Source organism: Nocardia sp. NPDC051570, assembly GCF_044454005.1.
Lineage (GTDB): Bacteria > Actinomycetota > Actinomycetes > Mycobacteriales > Mycobacteriaceae > Nocardia.
The window spans coordinates 123,767-147,263 of sequence record NZ_JBITDI010000018.1 but is presented as its reverse complement, the minus strand read 5'-3'; the positions used below and the strand labels follow the sequence as shown (position 1 = coordinate 147,263).

Annotated in this window: 22 protein-coding genes and 2 pseudogenes; 9 read left to right on the top strand and 15 right to left on the bottom strand. The window is 69.1% G+C overall.

The genetic code is table 11. The features are described 5' to 3' along the window. Nucleotides 1-11 precede the first annotated feature (11 nt). The 5 genes and pseudogenes from argH to ACIA76_RS34825 form a co-directional block, all read right to left on the bottom strand. Nucleotides 12-1,433 carry an argininosuccinate lyase gene (gene argH / locus ACIA76_RS34845; protein ID WP_397158188.1) on the bottom strand — a complete coding sequence of 474 codons (1,422 nt, stop codon included), beginning with the start codon at nucleotides 1,431-1,433 and terminating at the stop codon, nucleotides 12-14. Further along, nucleotides 1,430-2,323, bottom strand: coding sequence for an SAM-dependent methyltransferase (locus ACIA76_RS34840; protein ID WP_397158186.1), 894 nt, complete (start codon nucleotides 2,321-2,323; stop codon nucleotides 1,430-1,432). The genes argH and ACIA76_RS34840 overlap by 4 nt, the downstream gene beginning before the upstream one ends. Nucleotides 2,324-2,335: 12 nt before the next feature. After that, nucleotides 2,336-3,538, bottom strand: a complete 1,203-nt coding sequence (locus ACIA76_RS34835) for an argininosuccinate synthase (RefSeq protein WP_397158184.1) — start codon at nucleotides 3,536-3,538, stop codon at nucleotides 2,336-2,338. Nucleotides 3,539-3,674: 136 nt separating this feature from the next. After that, nucleotides 3,675-4,109, bottom strand: a pseudogene (locus tag ACIA76_RS34830) (helix-turn-helix domain-containing protein); the annotation flags it as partial. A 281-nt stretch (nucleotides 4,110-4,390) separates the two neighbouring features. Continuing rightward, on the bottom strand, nucleotides 4,391-4,834 hold the full coding sequence (locus tag ACIA76_RS34825) for a hypothetical protein (RefSeq protein WP_397158182.1): 444 nt from the start codon (nucleotides 4,832-4,834) through the stop codon (nucleotides 4,391-4,393). Nucleotides 4,835-5,045: 211 nt separating this feature from the next. Here ACIA76_RS34825 and ACIA76_RS34820 point away from each other — a divergent pair, with 211 nt between their 5' ends. Beyond that, nucleotides 5,046-5,204, top strand: coding sequence for a hypothetical protein (locus ACIA76_RS34820; protein WP_397158180.1), 159 nt, complete (start codon nucleotides 5,046-5,048; stop codon nucleotides 5,202-5,204). 119 nt (nucleotides 5,205-5,323) lie between these two features. Here ACIA76_RS34820 and ACIA76_RS34815 read toward each other — a convergent pair whose 3' ends face one another. Continuing rightward, complete coding sequence (locus ACIA76_RS34815) at nucleotides 5,324-6,541, bottom strand: alpha-hydroxy-acid oxidizing protein (protein WP_397158252.1); 1,218 nt, start codon at nucleotides 6,539-6,541, stop codon at nucleotides 5,324-5,326. A 19-nt stretch (nucleotides 6,542-6,560) separates the two neighbouring features. Continuing rightward, the gene (locus ACIA76_RS34810) at nucleotides 6,561-7,310 is read right to left on the bottom strand and encodes an SDR family NAD(P)-dependent oxidoreductase (RefSeq protein WP_397158178.1); all 750 of its coding nucleotides are present in this window, start codon (nucleotides 7,308-7,310) and stop codon (nucleotides 6,561-6,563) included. A gap of 178 nt (nucleotides 7,311-7,488) precedes the next feature. Between ACIA76_RS34810 and ACIA76_RS34805 the strand changes: the two genes are divergently transcribed. The 5 genes from ACIA76_RS34805 to ACIA76_RS34785 are packed head-to-tail and all read left to right on the top strand — an operon-like array spanning nucleotide 7,489 to nucleotide 13,367. After that, nucleotides 7,489-8,802, top strand: a complete 1,314-nt coding sequence (locus ACIA76_RS34805) for an enolase C-terminal domain-like protein (RefSeq protein ID WP_397158176.1) — start codon at nucleotides 7,489-7,491, stop codon at nucleotides 8,800-8,802. After that, nucleotides 8,802-9,890, top strand: a complete 1,089-nt coding sequence (locus tag ACIA76_RS34800; protein ID WP_397158174.1) for a sugar ABC transporter substrate-binding protein — start codon at nucleotides 8,802-8,804, stop codon at nucleotides 9,888-9,890. Before ACIA76_RS34805 ends, ACIA76_RS34800 begins: the two co-directional genes overlap by 1 nt. Further along, nucleotides 9,887-11,401 carry a sugar ABC transporter ATP-binding protein gene (locus ACIA76_RS34795; protein ID WP_397158172.1) on the top strand — a complete coding sequence of 505 codons (1,515 nt, stop codon included), beginning with the start codon at nucleotides 9,887-9,889 and terminating at the stop codon, nucleotides 11,399-11,401. The genes ACIA76_RS34800 and ACIA76_RS34795 overlap by 4 nt, the downstream gene beginning before the upstream one ends. After that, nucleotides 11,398-12,378 carry an ABC transporter permease gene (locus ACIA76_RS34790; RefSeq protein WP_397158170.1) on the top strand — a complete coding sequence of 327 codons (981 nt, stop codon included), beginning with the start codon at nucleotides 11,398-11,400 and terminating at the stop codon, nucleotides 12,376-12,378. Before ACIA76_RS34795 ends, ACIA76_RS34790 begins: the two co-directional genes overlap by 4 nt. Before the next feature lie 23 nt (nucleotides 12,379-12,401). Beyond that, nucleotides 12,402-13,367 (top strand): aldo/keto reductase, encoded by a 966-nt coding sequence (locus tag ACIA76_RS34785; RefSeq protein ID WP_397158168.1) that lies wholly within the window; start codon nucleotides 12,402-12,404, stop codon nucleotides 13,365-13,367. Nucleotides 13,368-13,369: 2 nt separating this feature from the next. Here ACIA76_RS34785 and ACIA76_RS34780 read toward each other — a convergent pair whose 3' ends face one another. Continuing rightward, the gene (locus tag ACIA76_RS34780) at nucleotides 13,370-14,038 is read right to left on the bottom strand and encodes a FadR/GntR family transcriptional regulator (RefSeq protein WP_397158166.1); all 669 of its coding nucleotides are present in this window, start codon (nucleotides 14,036-14,038) and stop codon (nucleotides 13,370-13,372) included. A gap of 41 nt (nucleotides 14,039-14,079) precedes the next feature. On the opposite strand from ACIA76_RS34780, the gene ACIA76_RS34775 reads away from it, so the two are divergent. Together ACIA76_RS34775 and ACIA76_RS34770 are read left to right on the top strand one after the other, a co-directional pair. Continuing rightward, nucleotides 14,080-14,934 carry an amidohydrolase family protein gene (locus tag ACIA76_RS34775; protein ID WP_397158164.1) on the top strand — a complete coding sequence of 285 codons (855 nt, stop codon included), beginning with the start codon at nucleotides 14,080-14,082 and terminating at the stop codon, nucleotides 14,932-14,934. Further along, nucleotides 14,931-15,776 carry a fumarylacetoacetate hydrolase family protein gene (locus tag ACIA76_RS34770; RefSeq protein WP_397158162.1) on the top strand — a complete coding sequence of 282 codons (846 nt, stop codon included), beginning with the start codon at nucleotides 14,931-14,933 and terminating at the stop codon, nucleotides 15,774-15,776. Before ACIA76_RS34775 ends, ACIA76_RS34770 begins: the two co-directional genes overlap by 4 nt. Before the next feature lie 25 nt (nucleotides 15,777-15,801). On the opposite strand, the gene ACIA76_RS34765 is transcribed toward ACIA76_RS34770, so the two are convergent. From ACIA76_RS34765 to argC, 6 genes and pseudogenes are all read right to left on the bottom strand, one after another. Then, nucleotides 15,802-16,311, bottom strand: a complete 510-nt coding sequence (locus ACIA76_RS34765; RefSeq protein WP_397158160.1) for an arginine repressor — start codon at nucleotides 16,309-16,311, stop codon at nucleotides 15,802-15,804. Further along, nucleotides 16,308-17,246: an ornithine carbamoyltransferase gene (gene argF, locus ACIA76_RS34760; RefSeq protein WP_397158158.1), complete on the bottom strand. Its 939-nt coding sequence runs from the start codon at nucleotides 17,244-17,246 to the stop codon at nucleotides 16,308-16,310. The genes ACIA76_RS34765 and argF overlap by 4 nt, the downstream gene beginning before the upstream one ends. Before the next feature lie 77 nt (nucleotides 17,247-17,323). Continuing rightward, a pseudogene (locus ACIA76_RS34755) lies at nucleotides 17,324-18,505 on the bottom strand (acetylornithine transaminase); the annotation flags it as partial. Then, the gene (gene argB / locus ACIA76_RS34750) at nucleotides 18,502-19,392 is read right to left on the bottom strand and encodes an acetylglutamate kinase (RefSeq protein WP_397158156.1); all 891 of its coding nucleotides are present in this window, start codon (nucleotides 19,390-19,392) and stop codon (nucleotides 18,502-18,504) included. The gene argB and the pseudogene ACIA76_RS34755, both read right to left, overlap by 4 nt. Continuing rightward, complete coding sequence (gene argJ / locus ACIA76_RS34745; protein ID WP_397158154.1) at nucleotides 19,389-20,606, bottom strand: bifunctional glutamate N-acetyltransferase/amino-acid acetyltransferase ArgJ; 1,218 nt, start codon at nucleotides 20,604-20,606, stop codon at nucleotides 19,389-19,391. The genes argB and argJ overlap by 4 nt, the downstream gene beginning before the upstream one ends. After that, complete coding sequence (gene argC / locus ACIA76_RS34740) at nucleotides 20,603-21,661, bottom strand: N-acetyl-gamma-glutamyl-phosphate reductase (RefSeq protein ID WP_397158152.1); 1,059 nt, start codon at nucleotides 21,659-21,661, stop codon at nucleotides 20,603-20,605. Before argC ends, argJ begins: the two co-directional genes overlap by 4 nt. A 130-nt stretch (nucleotides 21,662-21,791) precedes the next feature. Here argC and ACIA76_RS34735 point away from each other — a divergent pair, with 130 nt between their 5' ends. Next, nucleotides 21,792-22,589, top strand: a complete 798-nt coding sequence (locus ACIA76_RS34735; protein WP_397158150.1) for an isocitrate lyase/phosphoenolpyruvate mutase family protein — start codon at nucleotides 21,792-21,794, stop codon at nucleotides 22,587-22,589. Nucleotides 22,590-22,710: 121 nt separating this feature from the next. On the opposite strand, the gene ACIA76_RS34730 is transcribed toward ACIA76_RS34735, so the two are convergent. Next, the gene (locus tag ACIA76_RS34730) at nucleotides 22,711-23,361 is read right to left on the bottom strand and encodes a hypothetical protein (RefSeq protein WP_397158148.1); all 651 of its coding nucleotides are present in this window, start codon (nucleotides 23,359-23,361) and stop codon (nucleotides 22,711-22,713) included. Nucleotides 23,362-23,497: the final 136 nt, after the last annotated feature.

Here is a 23,497-nt window from a genome sequence, read left to right as displayed (position 1 = left end):
AGAATCGGTGATCAGTTCAGGTGGGTGCGGGCCTCGGTGGTGGCTTGGCGGATTTCGTCGAGTTGTTTGGCCACCTGGACGCCCGCGGTGCCGCCGCGGGAGTTACGTGAAGCGATGGAGCCCTCGACGGTGAGGACCTCGCGGACCTTCGGGGTGAGGGCGGGGTCGATGGTGGCGAATTCCTCGTCGGTCAACTCGGCCAGGCCTACGCCGCGGGATTCGGCGGTGCGGACGCAGGCGCCGGCGGCCTCGTGGGCGACGCGGAACGGGACGCCCTGGCGGACAAGCCATTCGGCGATGTCGGTGGCCAGGGTGTAGCCCGCAGGGGCCAGTTCGGCCATGCGGTCGGTGTGGAAGGTGAGGGTGGAGACCAGGCCCGCGATGGCGGGCAGCAGCAGTTCGAGCTGGGCGACCGAGTCGAACAGGGGTTCCTTGTCCTCCTGCAGATCCCGGTTGTAGGCCAGGGGCTGCGCCTTCAGCGTGGCGAGCAGGCCGGTGAGGTTACCGATCAGGCGGCCCGCCTTGCCGCGGGTCAGCTCCGAGACGTCCGGATTCTTCTTCTGCGGCATGATCGACGAGCCGGTGGACCAGGCGTCGGCGAGGGTGATGTAGCCGAATTCCGGTGTGCTCCAGAGGATCACCTCCTCGGCCATGCGCGACAGGTCGACCGCGATCATGGCCAGGACGAAGGCCGCCTCGGCGGCGAAGTCGCGCGCGGAGGTGGCGTCGATCGAATTGGCCGCGGCCGCATCGAAATCCAGGTCGGCGGCGATCGCCTCGGGATCGAGCCCGAGCGAGGATCCGGCCAATGCGCCGGAGCCGTAGGGAGATACGGCCGCGCGCTTGTCGAAATCGCGCAGCCGATCGATATCGCGCAGCAGCGGATGCGCGTGCGCGAGCAGATGGTGGGCCAGCAGCACCGGCTGCGCCGCCTGCAGATGGGTCTTCCCCGGCATCACCGCGTCCGGATGCGCCGCGGCCTGCGCGACCAGCGCGTCCACCACGTCCAGCACCCCGGCCGCGACTCGGTGCGCCCCGTCGCGCAACCACATCCGAAACAGCGTGGCCACCTGATCGTTGCGCGAACGGCCCGCGCGCAACCGGCCGCCCAGCTCCGCGCCGACCCGCTCGATCAGCCCGCGCTCCAGCGCCCCGTGCACGTCCTCATCGGAGTCCGCGGGTCCGAACGCGCCCGAATCCACCTCGGCCGCAAGGCGATCCAGGCCCGCCAGCATCTCCGCCAGATCACTCTCCGACAGCAGCCCGGCCTTGTGCAGCACGCGCGCGTGCGCCTTGGAGGCGCGAATATCGTAGGGCGCCAACACCCAATCGAAGTGTGTGGACTTGCTCAGCGCGGCCATCGCCGCGGCCGGTCCGGACGCGAAGCGCCCGCCCCACAGCGCGCCCTGATTGGTGCTGCCGCCCTGGTTCATCGCTCTCCTGTGGGTCGAATTGCGGTCATGAGAATGTGTCGGTTCAATTCCGGCAATGCGGTATCGCGCACCGCGCGACCGTGTTCGGCCAGCACGGCGACGGCATCGCCGTCGGACACCACCCAGTCGCGCGCGGCGAACCAGTCCCGCGGATCGGTGCGACCCGCCCACGGATACCAGAGACTCTCCACATTGCGAGGCACCGCGTCCACCGCCGCGGTCGGCGCGGGGCCCTCCGTGGTCACGGGCATCTCGCCGCGGCCGATGTTCAGCGCGATGCGGCTACCTGGGGCGCTGAGCGCGGCGACGTCGCCGAGCAGCCGGTCCTGCGCGTCCCCGGGCAGATAGCGCAGCAGCCCCTCCGCGAGCCAGGCCGTCGGCGCCGCCGGGTCGAAACCCTTGTCCCGCAGCGCCTTCGGCCAGTCCTGGCGCAGGTCCACCGCCACCTCGCGCCGATCGGCACGGGGCCGGTCCGCGGCGAGCGCCTCCGCCTTGAACCGCAGCACCTTCGGCTGATCCAGCTCGAACAGCACAGTGCCGGAGGGCCATTCGAGCCGATAGGCCCGCGCGTCCAGGCCCGAGGCCAGGATCACGATCTGCCGAACGCCCGCCGCCATCGCCGCGGCGAAGTACTCGTCGAAGTACACGGTGCGCGCGGTCATGAACGCGGCCATCGGCCCGTATTTGCGGTCGAGTTCCGGATCGATCTCCACCCCGCCGCGCTGCAACCGGCTCCAGCCCGGTCCGGCCGCGTCGACCAGTCCGGCCGCGTACGGGTCGTGGAACAGCGCATCCGGGCGGCGTGATTCCACCGCCCGCAAGGCTGCCACGCCGATGGCCGTGGCCCCGACACTCTCGGTGATATCCCAGCTATCGTCGTCGCTGCGCACGGCCGCAGGCTACTACTTCTTGCTGAGATCCCGGCGCGCGGCGACCTTGGACGACAGTCCGTGGATCTGCACGAAGCCCTTGGCCAGCGACTGGTCGAAGGTATCGCCCTCGTCGTAGGTGGCCAGGTTGAAGTCGTAGAGCGATTCGTCGCTGCGCCGGCCGTTGACCACGACGCTGCCGCCGTGCAGCACCATCCGCACCTCGCCGGAGACATGCTCCTGGGTGTTCTGGACGAAGGAGTCCAGCGCGCGCTTGAGCGGAGAGAACCACAGGCCGTCGTAGACCAGCTCGCCCCAGCGCTGCTCGACCTGCCGCTTGTAGCGGCCCAGCTCCCGCTCGATCGTGACCGCCTCGAGCTCCTGATGCGCAGTGATCAGCGCGATCGCGCCCGGGGCCTCGTAGATCTCGCGGCTCTTGATGCCGACGAGCCGGTCCTCGACCATGTCCAGGCGACCCACGCCCTGGCGACCCGCGCGGGTGTTGAGCTCGGTGATGGCCTCGAACACGCTGACCGGGCGGCCGTCGATGGCGACCGGAACGCCCTTGTCGAAGGTGATGATCAGCTCGTCGGGTGCCTCGAAGTTGACGGTCGGATCGACGGTGTAGTCGTAGACGTCCTTGGTCGGGGCATTCCACAGATCCTCGAGGAAGCCGGTCTCCACCGCGCGGCCCCAGAGGTTCTGGTCGATGGAGAACGGCGACTTCTTGCTGACCGTGATCGGCAGATCGTTCTCCTCGGCGAAGGCGATGGCCTTCTCCCGGGTCCAGGCGTAATCGCGCACGGGCGCGATCACGTTCAGATCGGGAGCCAGCGCACCGATGCCGACCTCGAAGCGGACCTGATCGTTGCCCTTACCGGTGCAGCCGTGCGCGACCGTGGACGCGCCGTGATACTCGGCGGCGTCGACGAGATGCTTGACGATCAGCGGGCGGCTGATCGCCGACACCAGCGGATAACGGCCCATGTAGAGGGCATTGGCCTGCACGGTCGGCAGGCAGTACTCATCGGCGAACTCGTCACGCGCGTCCACCACGATCGCCTCGACCGCACCGCAGTCCAGCGCGCGCTGGCGCACGACGTTCATATCCTCGCCGCCCTGGCCCAGGTCGATCGCGACGGCGACGACCTCCGACCCGGTCTCCTTGCCGATCCAGCTGATGGCGACGGAGGTATCCAACCCGCCGGAGTAGGCGAGTACGACGCGATCGGCCATGTCAGTAGCTCCTCATGTTTCGTGTGCAAAGTCCGCGGCGGCGTCGGGCCCGCCGACTCCCCCGGACCGCCCGAACCGCTTGCAAATGATTATGCATGATGATGCAAGCTCATTCATAATCGGGGCGCAGGCACCCCTACCGACCCCATCGGGTTCGGTCGAAACCCACATCGTCCGGCGGAGTCGGCGGCAAACCCTCCGACACCCGCAGCCTCTCGGCCATGACCGTCAGGAGGTCCTGCGAACCCTCCGACAGGGTCACCGCCCGGTCGAACAGCCTGCGCAGACCCTCCTCCTGGAATCGGCCGAGCACTTCGAGATCGCGATCGATGCGCGCCGCATAGTCGTCATCGGAGAAGTAGTCGGGCTTGACCATGAAGTACGTGGCCAGCGCCGCCACCACCTCGGCCGAGGGCATCGGCGCACGCCCGGTGAGCAACTGCTCGAGGTAGGACCTCGATACCGGGTACCCCTGCGCGGACAGGGTCACCGCCACATCGGCCGTGGTGCGCGGCGGCCGACCGGCGGGATGGACGGTCGCGAGGAGGTGATCGAGCCGCTCGGCGAAGTCACCGGCCGGTTGCCGGTCGGGTCGCCGATGGCCGAATCGCCGGGCGCGTACCCGCTGATTGATGTCCGGCGAGCCGGATTCGTCCGGCCCGCGCTCCGGCAGCACGGTGACAGTGGCGATCCCGGACGCCGGAGTCTGTGCGAGCTCGACCCCGAACAGCCCGGCCAGGACCCGTCTACCCACCGAATACCCCTCGGTCGCAGGCGGTTTCGGCACGCGCGCGGCGGCGGGCACGCCGAGCAATCCGGCCAGCATCCGGCGTCCCAACGAGGGCGCGGACATCAGCGCACATCCCTGACCGACGCACCACGGGACCCGGTCGTCGACCGCACCCCGGAACGACTCGCCTCCCCCTCGGCCTCCACCACACCGAGCGCGGGCGTACCCGCTCCGCTCACCGCCGCGGCGACCTGCGGGATGCTACCCAGTTGCGCGAGCACCGACGGCGCCGCGAATCCCAGGGCGACCGCCACGAAGGCGCCGCTGATCTGTCCGGTCGCGCCGAACATCACCGCGGACGCCGCCCCGAGCAGGGCGCGGCAGCCGAGCAGCCCGAGGTGCGCCGGCGCATCGACATACGACTTCCACTGGGGCGGATGGCCTTTGACGCGGCCCGTGGCCGTCCGCCGATCGGCCTGCCAGATCGCGAGGCATCGGAAGATCGACAACGCCTCGACCAGAATGCCGCCGCCGGCGCCGAGCAACGCGAACTGCCACCATTGCACGACGCGCCCTCCATATCCCATCCGGCCAGGCACCATCATCGCGCAAGCGGACAGGTCAGTACACCGTCTCCCGCAAACCGGCGGCACGCGACCCCGCCAAACAGGACAATTGCCACGAAATCCCAAGTGGTTCAATGCGATAGCCCACCTCGACCGGGTGCGATATGGGAACCTGAGAGAGGCAATCACCGGGCGTAGGAAGGAACGAGCGATGTTCAATGACTTCGGCAGCTTCTTCTACCAGATCGGATCGGACCTCCTGATGCTCGGGCAGTCGTTCTTCCAGGTCGTCTCCGATCTGTTCACCGCGGGCGGCGGATTCGGCGGCGGCGGTGGCGCGTACCCGCCGGGGCAGTACCCCCTCGGCTGAGATCGTCATGGTCGGGTGCCCGCCCCGGCATCCGACCATGAGCCCCGGCTGGGGGACTATCCGAAACTCACTCGCGCGAGCCGGAAGTCGAGCGGCTCGCCCTCGACCGCCGCACGGTCTCAGCGCCGGTCGAGCAGGCACACGTGGGCGGGTTCGAGTTCCTCGATCGAGGCGACGCCCAGCAGTTTCATCGTGCGGGTCAGCTGGGTGCGCAGGATCCCGATGGCGCGGTCCACCCCCGCCTCGCCCCCGGCCATCAGGCCGTACAGATACGCCCGGCCGATCAGGGTGAAGCGGGCCCCCAGCGCGAGCGCCGCGACGATATCGGCGCCGTGCATGATGCCGGTGTCGAGGTGGATCTCCAGCTCGTCGCCGACCGCGGTGCGCACGGCGGGCAGCAGATGCAGTGGGACCGGCGCCCGATCGAGTTGGCGGCCACCGTGATTGGACAGCACGATGCCGTCCATGCCCAGGCCCGCGAGGCGGATGGCGTCCTCCACGGTCTGCACGCCCTTCACCAGCACCCGGCCCGGCCACTGATCGCGCACCCACACCAGATCCTCGAATCCGACGGTCGGATCGAACATGGCGTCCAGCAGCTCGGCGACGGTGCCCGACCAGCGGTCCAGCGAGGCGAAGGCGAGCGGTTCGGTGGTCAGGAAGTTCCACCACCACTGCGGTTTACGCAGCGCGTCGAGGGCGCCGCCGAGGGTGATCGAGGGCGGTAGAGTCATCCCGTTGCGGGCATCGCGCAGCCGGGCGCCGGCGACCGGTACGTCGACGGTCACCACGAGGGTGTCGAAACCGGCCCGCACGGCCCGCTCGACCAGTGCCATCGACCTGTCGCGGTCCTTCCACATGTACAGCTGGAACCAGTTGCGCGCCCCGGAACCCGTTGCGGCGGCGAGCTCTTCGATCGCCGTGGTCCCCATCGTCGACAGCGTGAACGGGATCCCGGCCCGCTCGGCCGCCCGCGCCCCGGCGATCTCCCCCTCGGCCTGCATCATCCGCGTGAATCCGGTGGGCGCGATCCCGAACGGCAGTTCCACCCGTCGCCCCAGAACCGTTGTGCCGGTGTCGGTCTCGGAGACATCACGCAGAATCGAGGGCCGGAACTCGATCTCCTCGAACGCCCGCCGGGCCCGCGCCAGACTGATCTCCGCGTCGGCGGCCCCGTCGGTGTAGTCGAACGCCACCCGCGGCGTCCGCTTGCGGGCCAGCTCCCGCAGATCCCAGATCGTCTGCGCGCGGGCGAGTGTGCGCGTCCGTCCGGGGAAGGGCCGCTCGAACCGCACCAGCGGCGCCAGCTCCCGGGGTCGGGGCATCCGGCGATTCACCATGGCAGCGAACATACCGTCAGCTCCGCAGCCGCAGGGCGTGCATGCCCGCGTCGACCTCGAGCATCGTCGCGGTGGTCGAGGAGGACTGCGGCCCGGCCAGATAACACACCGCCGCGGCCACCTCCTGCGCGTCGACCAGCCGTCCGTGCGGTTGCCGCGCCCGCAGCGCCGCGAGCTCGGCGTCCGGATCGCCGCTGGCGGAAAGCAATCGCTGCACCCACGGCGTGTCGACGGTGCCGGGATTGACGCAGTTGACCCGGATGCCCTCGGCGAGATGATCGGCGGCCATGGCGCGGGTGAGGGCGAGCACGGCACCCTTGCTCGCGCTGTAGGCCGCCCGATTCGGCAGTCCCGTGGTCGCCGCGATCGAACAGGTGTTGACGATCGAGGCCGCCGGGGAGCGCCGCAGATGCGGCAGCGCCGCGCGCGAAACCCGCACCGCGCCCAGCACATTCACCTCGAACACCCGCAGCCACTCGGCATCGGAGTTGTCCTCGATCGTGCCTTGGGCGCCGATGCCCGCATTGTTGACCACGATATCGATCCGGCCGAAGCGTTCGGCCACGGCCGCGACGGCCGCCCGCACCGACTCGTCATCACACACATCGCACACCACCCCCACGATCCCGGCATCCTCACCGGGCGCGAGATCGAGCACCGCCACCCGCGCGCCCGCGGCGAGAAATGCCGCGGCAACGGCCTTCCCGATCCCCGACCCGCCCCCGGTCACCACCGCGGCCAGACCCGCCAGCGCTCCATCCGACATATCGACTCATCCCAGCATCGCTCCGATGTTTACCGATCGCGAACCTAACATTCACCGCGTCGTGTCAGGGGAGTTTGCCTGTGATTGCTGAAGATTGGCATCGATATCGGCCTCTTGCCTTGGCAGACATCGGATGTATAGTCGTGATCCAGATCACCGATCGGAACGAGGATCGCGCATGGCCCACATCACCGCGCTGGACACCCTCGATGTCCGGTTCCCCACCTCGGCCCAGCTCGACGGCTCCGACGCGATGAATCCCGATCCGGACTACTCGGCGGCCTATGTGGTGCTGCGCACGAATCATCCTGCGGGACACCACGGTCACGGCTTCGCCTTCACCATCGGCCGCGGCAACGAGGTGCAACAGGTCGCCATCGCCGCCCTGGCGCCGCTGGTGGTCGGCCGCTCGGTCGACGAAATCCTCGGCGACCCGGGCGGTTTCGCGCGCTCGCTCACCGACGATTCGCAGCTGCGCTGGCTGGGCCCGGAGAAGGGTGTGATGCATATGGCGATCGGCGCGGTCGTCAACGCGGTCTGGGATCTGGCCGGGCGGGTGGCCGCGAAGCCGGTGTGGCAGTTGGTCTCCGAGATGACCCCCGAACAGATCGTGGCCCTGATCGACTTCCGCTATCTCACCGACGCGCTCACCCCGGACGAGGCGCTGACCCTGCTGCGCCGCGCCGAACCGGGCCGCCGCGAGCGCGCCGACCGGCTGCTGGCCACCGGCTATCCCGCCTACACCACCTCACCCGGCTGGCTGGGCTACTCCGATGCGAAGCTGGCCCGGCTGGCGCGGCGCGCGGTCGCCGACGGCTTCGGCACGATCAAGATCAAGGTCGGGCGCGATGTCGAGGAGGATCTGCGCCGGCTGAAGGTCGCCCGCGACGCCGTCGGCCCCGATATCGGATTGGCCGTGGACGCCAATCAGCGCTGGGGCATCGACGAAGCGGCACAGTGGATTTCGCGGCTGGCCCCGGCGGATCTGGCCTGGGTGGAGGAGCCGACCAGCCCCGACGACATCCTGGGCCACGCCGAGATCCGCCGCCGCACCGGCGCGCGGATCGCCACCGGCGAACACGGCCAGAACCGGATCCTGTTCAAACAGCTGCTCCAGGCCGAGGCGGTCGATGTGGTGCAGATCGATGCCGCGCGGGTGGGCGGGGTCAACGAGAATCTGGCAATCCTGTTGCTGGCGGCCAAGTTCGGTGTTCCGGTGATCCCGCATGCGGGCGGCGTGGGACTGTGCGAACTGGTGCAGCATCTGGCGATGATCGACTACGTCGCCGTCTCGGCCACCATGTCCGGCCGCGCCATCGAATACGTCGACCATCTGCACGAGCACTTCCGCCATCCCGCGCGGGTGGTCGACGGGCGCTATCAGGCCCCGCGCGCACCGGGTTTCAGCGCCGAGATGCTGCCCGCCTCGCTCCGCGATCACACCTATCCCACCGGATCGGCCTGGCGGACCCGTAAGGAGCACGAGAACTGATGTACACCAGGATCATCGGCGCGGCCGTGGCCGCCGCCCTGGCCGTCACCGTCGCGGCGGGCTGTGCCCGCGAGAAGGTCGACACCCCCGCCGGGCCCGCGGCGAACGTCGGCAACGGCGCGGCCGACGGCGTACTCGTCGGCGCGGATCAGCCGCGCTCGGATTCCGATTTCTGGAGCGCCTACGCCGGATATCTGGGCCCGAAGGCCGCGGCGGCCGGGGTGAGACTCGAGAACACCTCCTCCGACAACGATTCCAACCGGCTGCGCTCGAATGTGGACACGCTGCTGTCGAAGAATGTGAGGGCGCTCATCCTGGCGCCGCAGGACACCGCCGCGGTGAAACCCGCGATCGCCGCCGCGGCCGCCCGCAAGGTGCCGGTCGTCACCGTCGACACCCGGCCCGACAGCGGCGGCGCGTATATGGTCGTGCGCGCCGACAACCGCGCCTACGGCACCAAGTCGTGCACCTATCTCGGTGAAACCCTGCACGGCAGCGGCAAGGTCGTCGAGTTCCAGGGCGACCTCGCCTCGATCAACGGCCGCGACCGATCCGAGGCGTTCGCCGACTGCATGCGCTCGAGGTATCCCGGTATCAAGGTCATCGAGATCCCCACCGACTGGCAGGGCGACCGGGCGGTCTCGGGCCTGCAGGACAAGCTGCTCACCGATCCGGATATCAACGGCCTCTACATGCAGGCGGGCGGGGTGTTCCTGCAGTCGACCCTGGCCCTGCTGCGGCGCAGCGGCAAACTGGTGAAAACCGGTCAGCCGGGCCACATCACGATCGTGTCCAACGACGGCATCAAGGCCGAACTCGACGCCATCGACGCCGGGGATATCGACGCCACGGTCTCCCAGCCCGCCGATCTCTACGCCCAATACGCGGTGACCTACGCCAAGGCCGCCACCGAGGGCCGCACCTTCGCGCCGGGCCTGACCGACCACGGCTCGACGATCATCGACACCGGCGTCGGCGGCATGCTCGAGGATCAGCTGCCCGCACCGGTGGTCACCCGCACCGGCGGCAAGGTCGGCGACATGGCCACGGTCGCGACGACCGATCCGGGGCTGTGGGGACGGAAATGACGCTCGCCCAGCAGGTTTCGGGTCCCGAACCGGTGGCCGAGGCGATCGGGGTGTCCAAACGCTTCGGGCGCACCGTGGCCCTGAACCGCGTCGACCTGCGTGTGGAAGCCGGGCGAACGCACGCACTGGTCGGGCGCAACGGCGCGGGGAAGTCGACGCTGGTGTCGATCCTGACCGGCCTCACCGCGCCGGACGAGGGCCTGGTGCGCTTCCAGGGCAGCCCCGCGCCCGCACCGGCCGACCGCGACGCGTGGCGAGCCAGAGTCGCCTGCGTCTATCAGCATTCGACGATCATCCCGGATCTGTCGGTGGCGGAGAATCTGTTCGTCAACCGCCAGGGCCTGGGCCGTCCCGTGGTGAGCTGGCGCGCCCTGCGCGCCCGCGCCCGCGAACTGCTCGACACCTGGTCGGTGCCGGTCGATGTCGAGACCCCGGCACGGGAGTTGTCGGTGGAGCATCGGCAGCTGGTGGAGATCGCGCGGGCGCTGTCGCACGGCGCCCGGTTCATCATCCTCGACGAACCCACCGCCCAGCTGGACGGCGCGGCCATCGCCCGGCTGTTCGCGCGCATCCGCGATCTGCAGGAGCACGGCGTCACCTTCCTCTACATCTCCCATCATCTGGACGAGACCTACGAAATCTGTTCCGATATCACGGTTTTCCGGGACGCCCGGCATATACTCACCGCCCCCGCCGTGGAACTCGGCACACCGGAGCTGATCGCGGCGATGACCGGCGATGCGATCAGCCTCGAGGCCGCGGCGCCCCGGCGGTCGCCACCACGCGGTGACGCGCCCGCGCTGCGGGTGCGGGGACTGACCCGGCCGGGTGAGTTCGACGACATCACCTTCGAGGTGGGCCGCGGTGAGATCGTCGGGCTGGCCGGGGGCGGCAGCAGCGGCCGGAACGAGGTGGCCGAGACGATCGTCGGATTGCGCCGGGCCGTCGGCGGCTCCGTCGAGGTGTCCGGAGTTCCCTTGCGCCGCCGTGGTGTTCGTGCCGGGCGCGACGCCGGAATCGGCTTCGTGCCGCGCGACCGTCATGACGAGGGCCTGGTGCCGGAGATGAGCGTGGCCGACAATGCCACCCTGACCGTCCCGCGCAGACTGGGCCGGTTCGGCGTGATCGTGCGATCCACCCGAGACGCCCTGGCCCGCAAGGCCATCGACGAACTCGGCATCAAGACCGACGGGCCCGGCCAGGCCGTGGCCGAACTGTCCGGCGGCAATCAGCAGAAGGTCGTGTTCGCTCGCGCCCTGGCCACCGATCCGGCGGTGCTGGTGCTGATCGCCCCGACCGCGGGCGTCGACGTGCGGTCCAAGCAGACGCTGCGAGAGGCCGTGCGCGACACCGCCGATCGCGGCACGGCCGTCCTGGTCGCCTCCGACGAACTCGACGATCTGCGCGACTGCGACCGGGTGCTGGTCCTCGTGCAGGGGACCGGGACGGCCACGTTCGACAAGGGCTGGGACGACCGCGAACTCGTCGCCGCCATGGAGGGAATGCTGTGACCGGCACGCCATATCGCCTGCGCTGGAGCGCGTTCCGCGACTTCCTGCTGGTGTCGCCCATTCTGCTGGTGCTGGTGGTCGGCTACTTCATCAACGACAACTTCGTCTCCCCCAGCAATCTCACCAATGTGCTCACCACCATGAGCGGCATCTCGCTGATCGTGCTGGCGGAGGTGTTGGTGCTGGTGGTCGGGCGGATGGATCTGTCGCTGGAATCGACCTTCGGGCTGGCACCCGGCGTGGCCATCTGGGCGACCATGGGGACCGCGAAGGTCGGCGCCTACACCTGGGCCTCGCCGTGGATGACGATCCCGATCGCGCTGCTGGTCGGGCTCGCGGTCGGCGCGGTCAACGGGGTGCTGATCGTGCGGTTCGGGCTCAACGGCTTCATCGTGACGCTGGCGATGCTGATCGCGCTGCGCGGCCTGCTCACCTTCCTCACCTCCGGCTTCACCCTGACGAAGATCCCGGATTCGGTCGAATGGCTCGGCAACGCACGGATATTCGGCGTTCCGGTGAACATCGTGATCTGCCTGGCGCTGTTCGTGATCGGCTATCTGATTCTGCAGTACACCACCGCGGGGCGGGCGCTGTACGCGGTGGGCGGCAACGAGGCCGCCGCGCGTGCGGCCGGAATCCGCACCGACCGCGTCGTGATCGCGGTGCTGATCATCGCGGGCGGGCTGGCCGCGGTCGGCGGGCTCATCTACTCCGGCCAATTCGCCAGCGTGCAGGTCAGCCAGGGCGACGGCATGATCTTCAACGTCTTCGCCGCCTGCGTGATCGGCGGCGTCGCGCTCAACGGCGGCCGCGGCTCGGTGGTGGGCGCGTTCTTCGGCATCCTGATTCTCACGCTGATCCAGAAGCTGCTGTCCTACGGCGGTGTGAGCGCCGATTCGCTGAAGTTCATCAACGGTGCGCTGATCCTCGTCGCACTGGTCATCACCCGCCTCGCCAGCGGACGACGACAGGAGTGAGATGCGAGCGGAACGGCTTCCCGATGCGTGAGGCGCGTGACCGGTGCGCCGTCACGACCCCGCCGCCGGGCGATACCGCCGTCGTGCTCGGCGGCGCGGGCTTCGCCGGGTTGTATCGGCCCGTGCGCGAGGCCGCCGCGCGTGAGGTGCTCGATACCGCATGGCAGAACGGGATTCGCGCCTTCGACACCGCCCCGCATTACGGTGCGGGCCTGAGCGAGGAGCGCCTGGGCCGGTTCCTGCGCGACCGGAACCGGGGCGATTTCACGATCTCCACCAAGGTCGGCCGCCTGCTCTACGACGATCCGGACGCACCCGACGGTGTCGACTGCTTCTACGGCGCGCCGAAACGGTCACGGCGGCGGGACTATTCGGCGACGGGCGTGCGCCGATCGCTCGAGGAGTCGCTGCACCGGCTCGGTCTGGACCGGGTCGATACGTTGCTGATCCACGATCCCGAGGCCCATATGCGCGCCGCGCTCGACGAGGCGATGCCGGAGCTGGAGCGGCTGCGAGCCCAGGGCGTGGCGGCGGGAATCGGGTTGGGCGTCAACGATGTCGGGGCCGCACTGCGGTTCGTCCGCGAGGCGCCGATAGCTCATCTGCTCATCGCCGGGCGCTACACCCTGCTGGATCGGCGCGCCGAACACGAACTGCTGCCCGAATGCGCGCGCCGCGGCATCCGGGTCCTGGTCGCCGGGGTGTTCAACAGCGGCGTGCTGGCGGATCCGGTGCACCGCACCACCTTCGATTACCGGACCGCCGAACCCGCGGTGCTCGCCCGCGCGCGATCGATGCAACGGATCTGCGCCGACCATGGGGTGCCGCTGCGCGCGGTCGCCCTGCGGTTCCCGGCCCGCCACCCCGCGGTCGCCGGCGTGGTGCTCGGGGCCGGCACTCCCGAAGAGGTCGAGGACAGCCTCGCCATGCTGGATATCGCTGTGCCGGAGGAACTCTGGCGCGAGCTGACCGAGCGGGCGCTGTGGTGAGCTCAGGCGGCGGCGCGCGCCAGCCACTCCATCACGCCCGCGACATGCGCCAGCGCCCGCGCATGGGCCAGATCCGGATCGCGCGCGGCGATGGCGTCACAGATGCCGCGGTGCTCGGCGACGGTCCGCTCGAACGCGCTCTCCTCGGTGACACCGCGCCAGATCCGCGCCCGCGTGGTGGGCATGGACAGCGAATCCAGCAGCGAGGCGAGCACCTTGTTGCCGCACGCGGCGCCGATGGCGGCGTGGAAGTTCAGATCCAGCGCCACCAGATCGGTGACCGAGGCGCTGTCGGGTGCGACGAGGGTACGCAGCTGGGCCAGTTCGGCATCGGTCATACGCTGCGCGGCCAGTGCGGTGGCGGCCGGCTCCAGGATGCGGCGCACCCCGAGGACCTCCAGCACGGAATCGTCCTGGTGGAATTCCAGCAGGAAGCTCATCGCGTCCAGCAGCGAATTCGGTTCCAGGCTGGCCACATACGTGCCGTCGCCCTGGCGCACGTCCAGGATGCGCACCAGCGACAGCGCCCGCACCGCCTCCCGCAGCGAATTACGCGAGACACCCAGTTCGGCCGCGAGATCGGCCTCCCTCGGCAGCCGGGAACCCGGCGTCAGATCGCCGGATACGATCATCGTCTTGATCTTCGCTATCGCATCGTCGGTGACCGACAATCCCGTTCCTTCGCTTTCCAGGATGTGAACCCATGCCTCCGATGACTGTAGACGCACATGTCCATGTTTGGGACATCACCGGTGAGAAGTTCCAGGTGGAATACGATTGGCTCAGTGAGACATCGGAGGTCTTGTTCCGGACTTACACACTCGACGATCTCGCGCCCCGGCTCGACACACAGGGAGTGGACGCGCTGGTGCTGGTGCAGGCCTCCGATTCCCTCGCCGAGAACGCCGCCCTGCTCGACGCCGCCGCGCACGCCCCGCGCCCGGCGGCGGTGGTGGGCTGGCTGCCGCTGCACCGGCCCGGCGAGGTGGCCGACGAACTGGATCGATGGCCCCTGGCCGGGGTGCGGCATATGATCCATCGCGATCCGGATCCGAAATGGCTACTGCGGACCGAGGTTTCGGAGAGCCTGGACCTGCTGGCGCGGGCCGGGCTGAGCTTCGACGCGGTGGCCGAATGCCCCGACCTGCTGGCCCAGGTTCCGTTGATCGCGGCCGCCCATCCGTCGCTGACGGTGGTGCTCGACCATCTGGGCAAACCGCCGATCGCCGTGGGCGGATGGCAGCCGTGGGCGGATCTGCTGACCGACGCGGCATCCCAGCCGAATGTGGTCGCCAAGATCTCCGGCCTGGCAACGGTTTCCGCGTCCGGCCACACCGCCGCGGGCTGGCAACCGTATGTGGACCACGCGCTGACGGTGTTCGGGCCGAATCGTCTGATGGTGGGCGGTGATTGGCCGTTCACCCTGACCGCGGCGTCGTATTCGACTGTGTGGCAGGCGACTCTGGGCACCCTGTCGGACTTGACGGGCGACGAGCGCGCGGCCGTCCTGGGCGAGACCGCATCCCGGATCTACCGAATCCCCCGAGACGAAGGAGAGCGTCCGTGAAGTTCCAGCGGATCGGCCCGATCGGCGCCGAACGACCGATCGTCATCGCCGACGGCCGGAGCTTCGACCTGTCACCCTTGACGCGCGACATCGACGGCGAATTCCTTGCCACCGAGGGCATTTCGGCAACAGCGACCGCACTGGCCGCCAACCGGCTGACCGCGGTCGACACCACCGGCCTGCGCATCGGCCCTCCGATCGCACGCCCCCAAGCGATCTGGTGCATCGGCATGAACTACGCCGCCCACGCCGCCGAATCCGGCGCGAAGCCACCCACCGAACCGGTCGTATTCTTCAAGACCCCCAATACGATCGTCGGCCCCCACGACGACATCCTCATCCCCCGTGGCTCCGAACGCACCGACTGGGAGGTGGAACTGGCCGTGGTGATCGGCCGCCGGGCCCGCTACCTGAACTCCCCCGACGAGGCGATGAACCACATTGCGGGATACACCATCTCCAACGACGTCTCCGAACGCCACTTCCAGCTGGACCGCTCCGGCGGCCAATGGTCCAAGGGCAAATGCTGCGAAACCTTCAACCCACTGGGCCCCTCCCTGATCCCCACGAACCACCTGAACCCGAAGAACCTACGCCTACGCTCATTCGTCAACGGCGACCCCCGCCAGAACTCCACCACCGCCGACCTGATCTTCGACGTGCCCTACCTGATCTGGCACCTATCCCAATTCGCGGTCCTCGAGCCCGGCGACCTCGTCAACACAGGCACCCCCGAGGGCGTCGCCCTCTCCGGCCGCTTCCCCTACCTACGCCCGGGCGACACCGTCGAACTCGACATCGAGGGCATCGGCCACATGCGCCAAACCTGCCGCCCGGCTTGACGATTCACCCCTTACCCGCCTCCGCTCAGGCGAGTTCCTCGATCTTGGCGGCCAATTCGGCCCCGGTCAGCGGCTCGCGGGCGATGACGGCGATCGTGTCGTCACCCGCGATGGTGCCGACGATCTCATGCAAAGCCGCACGATCCAGCGCGCTCGCCAGGAAGTGGGCCGCGCCGGGCGGGGTGCGCAGGACCGCGATGTTGCCGCTGTGGTCGGTCGATACCAGGAGGTCGCCCAGGAGTTTGGAGAGGCGGGCGGTGCCGCCGGTGACGCCGCGGACGGGGCTGCCGTCCTCGGGGACTACGTAGATGCCCGCGCCGCCGTCTGCCGCGCGCAGCTTGACCGCGCCCAGTTCGTCCAGGTCGCGGGACAGGGTCGCCTGGGTGGTTTCGATACCCTCGGCGGCCAGGAGGGCGGCCAGTTCGGTCTGGCTGCGGACCGCGTTGGAGGACAACAGTTCCACGATGCGTTGCTGGCGGCCCGCGCGGGTGCGGGCGATCGCGGGGCCGGGTTTGGAGGTGTCGGCGGCGCTCACACCGCCTCCGCCCGTTTGGCCAATAACCAGACCAGCAGCGCCTTCTGGGCGTGCAGGCGGTTCTCCGCCTCGTCCCAGACCACGCTGTGCGGGCCGTCGATCACCTCGTCGGTGATCTCCTCGCCGCGGTGGGCCGGAAGGCAGTGCAGCACAACGGCATCCGAGGCCGCGTGGGCCAGCAGGTCGCCGTCGATCCGGAACGGGCGGAAGGGGGCGACGCGGTCGCGGCCGTCGTTCTCCTGACCCATCGAGGTCCAGGCGTCGGTGGCCAGCGCGTCGGCGTCGGTGGCCGCGGCGATCGGATCGTCGGTGATATGGACGGTCGCACCGGTTTCCGCGGCGCGCTTGCGCGCGGCCTCGACCACCCACTCGTAGGGCTCGAAACCCGCCGGCGCGGCGACGGTCACGTTCATCCCGGCCGTCACCCCGCCCAGCAGCAGCGAATGCGCCATGTTGTTCGCGCCGTCGCCGAGGTAGGTCAGGCTGCGCCCGCGCAGATCGCCCTTGTGCTCGCGCAGCGTCTGCAGATCGGCGAGCACCTGGCAGGGATGGAATTCGTTGGACAGCGCATTGACCACCGGAACCGTTGCGGCCGAGGACATCTCGTCGAGCCGATACTGCTCGAAGGTGCGCCACACGACCGCGTCCACATACCGCGACAGCACCCGCCCGGTATCGGCGAGGGTCTCCTCACGCCCGAGCTGGGTGTCGCGGCCGTCGACGACGACCGCATGCCCGCCCAGCTGCGCGATGCCCATCTCGAACGAGAATCGGGTGCGGGTGGAGTTCTTCTCGAAGATCACCCCGACCCCGCGCGGCCCTTCCAGCGGGCGCCGCGAGAACGGCGCCGCCTTCAATTCCGCTGCGAGCGTGAGGACTTCGAGCTGCTCGGCCGGGGACAGATCATCGTCTCGGAGGAAGTGCCGAATGGTCACTGAGTTCCCTTCGCTGTATCAATGGCGGCACTCCCGGGGCCCTGCGTGGTTACGCGAGCTGCCTCCTCCGGGCCCATCGCTCGCGCCGCGGCGGCATCCAGGATGCCCGGTAGGTCGGTCACGAAGCCGTCGGCCTGCTCCTCGCTGAGGATCAGCGGCGGCGCGAGCCGCAGCACATTCGGCTTGGCCGGATTCACCAGATAGCCCGCCTCCCGCGCGGCGGCCTCCACGTGCTGCGAAACATCCTGTGTCAGTTGGACTCCGATGAGCAGGCCCGCGCCGCGCACCTGATCGATCAGCGGATGTCCGAGCTCGGCGATACCGTCGACGAGCGTCTTGCCCAGGCTCTGCACGTGCTCGAGCAGCCCGGTCTCGTCGATGGTCCGCAGCACCGCCAGCGCGGCCGCGGCGCAGACCGGATTGCCGCCGAAGGTGGTGCCGTGCAGGCCCGGAGTGAGCAGCTCGGCCGCCCGGCCCTGTGCGAGCACCGCGCCGATCGGCAGCCCGCCGCCGAGACCCTTTGCCAGAGTGATGATGTCGGGCACGATGCCCGCGGCCTGATGGGCGTAGAAGTGGCCGGTGCGGCCGATACCGGTCTGCACCTCGTCGAGGACCAGCAGCGCGCCGTGCTCGGCGGTGATCGCCCGCGCCCGGACCAGATAGTCGGCGGGCGGCACGACCACACCGCCCTCCCCCATGATCGGCTCCAGGAACACCGCCGCGGTCTCGTCGTCGACCACGGCCGCCAGTGCGTCGGCATCGCCGTAGGGCACATGCACCACACCGGGCGGCATCGGATCGAACGGCTCACGCTTGGACGCCTGTCCGGTCAGCGCGAGCGAACCCATGGTCCGGCCGTGGAAGGCCTCCTCGCAGGCAACGATCTTGGTCCGGCCGGTCAGCCGCGAGATCTTGAACGCCGCCTCGTTGGCCTCGGTGCCGGAATTGCAGAAGAACGCGCGGCCGTGCCCGTCACCGAAATGCGCCAGCAATCGCTCGGCCAGTTCGATGGTCCGCTCGTTGGCATACAGATTCGACGTATGCCCGAGGGTGCTCAGCTGCTGGGTCACCGCCTCGATGATCGCGGGATGGGCATGGCCCAGGATGTTGACCGCGATCCCGCCGAGGAAATCGACATAACGCTTGCCGTCGGCGTCGTGGACCACCGCGCCCTCGCCGCGCACCAGCGCCACCTTGGGGGTGCCGTAGTTGTTCATCAGCGCGGCCGACCACCGCTGCTGCAGCTCTTCGGTACTCATGAGGCACTTCCTGACTCGGCGGGGGTCACCATCGTTCCGATGCCTTCCCCGGTGAACATTTCCAGCAATACGGCATGCGGCACCCGGCCGTCGATCACGTGTGCGGTGGGGACACCGCCCTCCACCGCGCGCATGCACGCCTCCATCTTGGGCACCATGCCCGCGTCGAGGCGAGGAAGCAGCGTGGCCAGCGCGTCGGTATCGATGCGCGTGGTCAGCGACGAGCGATCGGGCCAATCGGTATAGAGGCCCTCGACGTCGGTGAGCACCACCAGTTTCTCCGCGCCGATGGCCTCGGCCAGCGCCGCGGCGGCGGTATCGGCGTTGATGTTGTGCACCACGCCGTCGGCGTCGGGCGCGATGGTCGAGACCACCGGAATGCGCCCGGCGGCGATGAGATCGTGCACCGCATCGGGATTCACGGTGGTGACGTCGCCGACCAGACCGATATCGGTCGCCTCGCCGTCGACGAGGACGGTGCGGCGGGTCGCGGTGAACAGCTGCGCGTCCTCACCGGAGATGCCCACGGCATAGGGGCCGTGCTTGTTGATCAGGCCGACCAGTTCGCGGCCGACCCGGCCGAACAGCACCATCCGCACGACATCCATCACCTCGGGCGTGGTGACCCGGAAGCCGCCGCGGAATTCGCCTTGCAGGCCGAGCTTGTCGAGCATCGCGGTGATCTGCGGGCCGCCGCCGTGCACGACCACCGGACGCACGCCGACCGTGCGCAGGAATGCCATATCGGCGGCGAAGGCGGTCTGGAGATCCTTGTCGATCATGGCGTTGCCGCCGTACTTGACGACCACGATCTTGCCGCTGAACCGCTGCAGCCACGGCAGCGCATCGGCGAGCACATGCGCCTTGTCGATCGCCGGCACCATCATGAGCTGTACGCCGAGTTCTCTTCCACGTACCCGTGTGACAGATCGGTGGTGCGGATGGTCGCCGCGCCCTCGCCCAGTCCGAGCGAGATCTCCACGTGTATATCGACGCCCGACAGGTCGACCTCGCGCGCCCCGGGCGCACCCATCCCGTTCACGCAGACCGGATTTCCGTTGAACGACACCGAGATTCGGTCCGGCTCCAGCGTGATCGGCGCGATGCCGACGGCGGCCAGCACCCGGCCCCAGTTCGGATCCGAACCGAACAGCGCGGTCTTGACCAGCGAATCGCGCGCCACCGCGCGGGCCCCGATCAGCGCCTCGTCCTCGTCGGCCGCACCGGTCACGGTGATCAGCACCCGCTTGGTGACGCCCTCGGCATCGGCCATCAGCTGCGCGGCCAGATCGTCGCACACCGCGAGCACGGCCGCGTCGAGATCCTCCTGCGACGGCGCGACCTCGCTGGCTCCGTTGGCCAGCAGCAGCACGGTGTCGTTGGTAGAGCAGGAGCCGTCGACGTCGAGCCGGTCGAAGGTCAGGCGAGTCGCGTTGCGCAGCGCGTGATCCAGCTGTTCGGGCGTGGCGACCGCATCGGTGGTGAGCACCACCAGCATCGTCGCCAGCGACGGGGCCATCATGCCCGCGCCCTTGGCCATACCGCCGACGTTCCACTTGTCGCGGTGATGGAACGCGACCTCCTTGGGCACGGTATCGGTGGTCATGATGGCGTGCGCGGCGTCGGTACCGCCGGACAGCCCGCCGCCCATCTCGCGCACGATCTCGGTGACCGCGGGCAGCAGCTTGTCCATGGGCAGCCGGTCGCCGATCAAACCCGTTGAGCAGACGGCGATCTCACCGGCTCCGGTCTCGGTTCCCCAGTTGCTCAACGCCTTCGCCAGCTCCTCGGCGGTGGCGTGGGTGTCCTGGAACCCGACCGGGCCCGTACAGGCGTTGGCGCCACCGGAATTGAGGATGACCGCGCGCACCTGCCCGCTCGCGAGCACCTGCAGCGACCACAGCACGGGCGCGGCCTTGACCTTGTTGCGGGTGAACACACCCGCCGCCGAATACTCCGGCCCCTCGCTGAAAACCAGTGCCAGATCGGGTCTTCCGCTGACCTTGATGCCGGCGGTAATGCCCGCCGCGCGGAAGCCCAGCGGTGCGGTCACGCCCTGTTTGCGGACCAGTTTGCCGCCGGTGACGTCGGTGGATGTCACGGTGCCACTCCTACGGTGGAAAGTCCGGCGGTCTCGTCGAAGCCGAGCGCCAGATTCATGGACTGCACCGCGCCGCCCGCGGTGCCCTTGGTCAGATTGTCGATCGCACCGATCACCACCAGCAGTCCGGCATCGGCGTCCACCGCGACCTGCAGGGTGACGGCATTGGAGCCGAGCACCGAACCCGTCTGCGGTAGAACGCCTTCGGGCAGCAGATGCACGAAAGGTTCGTCGGCGTACGCCTTTTCGTATACCGCGCGGGCCCCGGCGGCGTCCACTCGAACCGGAGCGGTGCAGGTGGCGAGGATGCCGCGCGACATCGGCGCGAGCACCGGGGTGAAGGAGACCTCGACCGCGGAATCGCCCACCGCGGAAAGGTTCTGGATGATCTCCGGGGTATGCCGGTGCGCGCCCGCGATGCCGTACGCGCGCGCCGAGCCCATCACCTCCGACCCGAGCAGGCCCACATCGAGCTTGCGGCCCGCGCCCGAGGTTCCGCTCACCGCAACGATATTCACGCGCGGCTCCACGATTCCCGCGGCGATCGCCGGGGCCAGTGCGAGGCTCGAGACCGTGGGATAGCAGCCCGGCACCGCGATGCGAGTCGCGCCGCGCAGCCGATCGCGGCCACCGGGGAGTTCGGGCAGGCCGTAGGGCCAGCTGCCCGCGTGCGGGCTCTTGTAGTACTTCTCCCAGGCGGCCGCGTCGGTGAGCCGGAAGTCGGCGCCGCAGTCGATGACAACCGTGGATTCGGGCAGGGCCCGCGCGATGGCCGCGGACTGCCCGTGCGGCAGGCCGAGGAAGACCACATCGTGTCCGGCGAGGGTCTGCGGGGTCGTCTCGTCGAGTACCCGATCGGCTAGGGGTAGCAGGTGGGGTTGCAGTTCCCCGAGCGCGGTACCAGCATTGGATCCGCCGGTCAGCGCCCCGATCTCGAGGCGCCCGGATCGGTAGGCCGGATGCTGTAGCAGCAGGCGCAGCACCTCACCGCCCGCGTATCCGCTCGCACCGGCCACCGCGACCCGCAACGCGGGCCCACTCGCGCTTTCCAACATGTGATGATTATGCACGATCGTGCAAGCTCATACATAGTTGGGTGGGCGACGGCCTCGTGAACAGGCGGTGATCGACGCGGTGATCGACACTTCGGCCACCGCCGAAGCGTCGTGCTCGTACGGTCGTGTCATGTCCGACACCTCGACCCTGTTCCGCCGCCTGCATCACGGCGAGCACCCTCTCGTACTGCCGAACGCCTGGGATTACAGCTCGGCCGCCGCCCTGGTCGCCGCGGGCTTCCCGGCGATCGGCACCACCAGCCTGGGTGTCTCGGCCGCGGCCGGACTGCCCGACGCCGCCGGAGTCGCCCGCGACGAAACCCTCACGCTGGCACGGCGTCTCGTGCGCCTGCCGGTGCCGATCACCATCGACATCGAGGCGGGTTTCAGCACCGATCCGGATGAGGTCGCGGACCTGGCGGTCACGCTGTCGGCCATGGGCGTGGCCGGAATCAACCTCGAGGACGGCCGCCCGGGCCCGGCGCTGGCCGATCCGGCCGAACAGGCCGACCTCATCGCCGCGATCAAGTCCCGCGCCCCGGGCCTGTTCGTCAATGCCCGCACCGACACCTACTGGCTGGATCTCGACCACGGGTCCACCTCCCATCGCCTCCGCCACTACGAAACGGCCGGAGCCGACGGGCTTTTCGTCCCCGGCATCCACAATACCGACGAGATCCGCCGTCTCACCGCGACTTTCGAGCTGCCGCTGAACGTGCTACAGCTCCCCGACGGGCCCACGGTGCCCGAACTCGCGACCCTGGGCGTCCGCCGGGTCAGCACCGGCGGCCTGCTGTTCCGTGCCGCGCTCGCCACCACGGTGGACACCGCCCGTGCCATCCGCGACGGCGCGCCGATTCCGTCGCCGATTCCTTCCTATGCGCAGATCCAGTCGCTGGTCACCGAATCACCGATCACGAGTTCGTAGCGCGCGAACCCTCGGGCTCATGCCACAGAGGAAGAGCCCGCGTTCTGTACGCGGGCTCTGTGGTTGGCCTCGTGATCTGTTGCGCGACCACCGGACCGGTTGGCGGCGCGCCGGACGGGAGCTACGAGCTGACGGTGATCGGGGTCGACGGGTCGGTGGTGTTGTTCAACGCGAAGGTGGCCGATGTCGTTGCCGTCGCGGGACTCGGGCAGGCGGCGTCGCCGGTGATCTTGACCGGCACCGTGACATCGGTGGCCGTCACCGTCGAGGGGTTGCCATTGGTGAAGGTACCGGCCACCGTGGCGGGCGAATCCGGCGAGAGCACGGCGGTGCAGGACAGCGCGCCACTGGTCTGCAGCGTCACTCCACCGGCGGGAGCCAGCAGATTACCGACGATCGGCGACCCGTTCTGCACCGAGACTCCCCAGGTGCCGGAGGTCGTGACGGTGGCACTGAGGGCGCCGGGCAGGTTGGTCGAGCAGTCGCTGATGGTCGGCGCCGCGATCTGCACCGACACCGAGCCGCTGGGGTTCTGGTTGTTCGGCGCCGCGGGCACGGAACCGGAGGTGGTGACGGTATTGCAGGTGACGGTCACGGGGCCTGCCGTGAAGACGATCGGACCCTGGTTGGTGCCCGAGACGGAGGCTCCGGCGGGGCTGACGGTGGTCGAGCCGGCGGCGGCCTGCGCCGGGCCGACACCGACAGCGACCGTGGCCGCCGCACAACTGACCGCGGCTAGTGCGACGCGCGCGACGAATAGTTTGCTGAGCATTGCGTACTCCTTATGTCCTCATGCGGAACGCGACAATGAATCGAATGAGCAACGCGACAGCCAATTGAACTGGACTGTCGACTAAAAGGCTATGGACAACAGCTTCGCCGCAGCAATGGCCAGGACCTGACTATTC

Bases quoted from the DNA above. Each gene is read 5' to 3' on its own strand.
- argH (WP_397158188.1), bottom strand. From the start codon at position 1,433: ATGAACCAGGGCGGCAGCACCAATCAGGGCGCGCTGTGGGGCGGGCGC.
- ACIA76_RS34835 (WP_397158184.1), bottom strand. From the start codon at position 3,538: ATGGCCGATCGCGTCGTACTCGCCTACTCCGGCGGGTTGGATACCTCC.
- ACIA76_RS34820 (WP_397158180.1), top strand. From the start codon at position 5,046: ATGTTCAATGACTTCGGCAGCTTCTTCTACCAGATCGGATCGGACCTC.
- ACIA76_RS34810 (WP_397158178.1), bottom strand. From the start codon at position 7,310: ATGTCGGATGGAGCGCTGGCGGGTCTGGCCGCGGTGGTGACCGGGGGC.
- ACIA76_RS34805 (WP_397158176.1), top strand. From the start codon at position 7,489: ATGGCCCACATCACCGCGCTGGACACCCTCGATGTCCGGTTCCCCACC.
- ACIA76_RS34800 (WP_397158174.1), top strand. From the start codon at position 8,802: ATGTACACCAGGATCATCGGCGCGGCCGTGGCCGCCGCCCTGGCCGTC.
- ACIA76_RS34795 (WP_397158172.1), top strand. From the start codon at position 9,887: ATGACGCTCGCCCAGCAGGTTTCGGGTCCCGAACCGGTGGCCGAGGCG.
- ACIA76_RS34785 (WP_397158168.1), top strand. From the start codon at position 12,402: ATGCGTGAGGCGCGTGACCGGTGCGCCGTCACGACCCCGCCGCCGGGC.
- ACIA76_RS34775 (WP_397158164.1), top strand. From the start codon at position 14,080: ATGACTGTAGACGCACATGTCCATGTTTGGGACATCACCGGTGAGAAG.
- argB (WP_397158156.1), bottom strand. From the start codon at position 19,392: ATGATGGTGCCGGCGATCGACAAGGCGCATGTGCTCGCCGATGCGCTG.
- argC (WP_397158152.1), bottom strand. From the start codon at position 21,661: ATGTTGGAAAGCGCGAGTGGGCCCGCGTTGCGGGTCGCGGTGGCCGGT.
- ACIA76_RS34735 (WP_397158150.1), top strand. From the start codon at position 21,792: ATGTCCGACACCTCGACCCTGTTCCGCCGCCTGCATCACGGCGAGCAC.
- ACIA76_RS34730 (WP_397158148.1), bottom strand. From the start codon at position 23,361: ATGCTCAGCAAACTATTCGTCGCGCGCGTCGCACTAGCCGCGGTCAGT.